Annotated in this window: 1 protein-coding gene; it reads right to left on the bottom strand. The window is 40.5% G+C overall.

Features of this window, described 5'->3' with window-relative positions; genetic code table 11:
* Nucleotides 1-190 precede the first annotated feature (190 nt).
* Nucleotides 191-765: SLOG family protein (locus H6A27_RS14445; RefSeq protein ID WP_239469730.1), on the bottom strand; the 575-nt coding region annotated here is incomplete at its 5' end.

The following is a 765-nucleotide window of genomic DNA, read 5'->3' as shown; positions in this document are numbered from 1 at the left end:
TCAAAAACCAGAAGATGACAGACAAAAATTATCAAAATATAAGAGTGGCATAAGCCATCTACAGCCGATTATACTACTTGAAAGCATGGAGATAGGGATAATACGGAAATATAGAAATCATACTCTATGAAAAATGAGAAACCGATGATTATATAACGAAAAGAGGATGCATCATTTTGACACACCCTCGTCAATAAAGATTGACCACATTCATCTGACGGCGCAAAGCACGACTGTAGGTGTAGAATGTACCGCCTTTGGGTTTACCGTCGAAATATGCGATGACGTGCATGGAATGTTCAAGCATATAGTCATTACGTTGCAGATAGCAGCGGTCGGAATAATCCTCACGAAGTATAATCTGTCTGTCTGCCTTGCCAAACAGACGGAAATAACGCTTCTTGTCTGTCTCGGAATATCGGACATACTGCCTGCGGAAAGGGACTACGGCTATGAGCTGAATGTCGGGACAAGTATTTTTAAGCTCCAAAACCACTTCTGCCGCAAGCATATCAAAGCCAATAGCCATGCCGCAATAATAACACGTTACATCTCGCTCGTATAGAGAAACTACGGTCTGTCTGATTTTGGACTTCAACTGGGATTTGCTGCCCTCAAAAACCTTGCGATGTCCGGTAAAACAGGCAGAACCGGACTTTAACCCAAGTTTGATAGTAAATTTATGCTTTTCTTTGCTACTCAGTATTTTGCAATTTTCATTTGCTCCTCTGTGTACTACAAACTTTTTTCTATTTTGATTTTTCT

Source organism: Bacteroides caecigallinarum, from assembly GCF_016902295.1.
Lineage (GTDB): Bacteria > Bacteroidota > Bacteroidia > Bacteroidales > Bacteroidaceae > Phocaeicola > Phocaeicola caecigallinarum_A.
The sequence above is the reverse complement of the archived record's forward strand: the minus strand, read 5'-3'. Positions and strand labels throughout refer to the sequence as shown.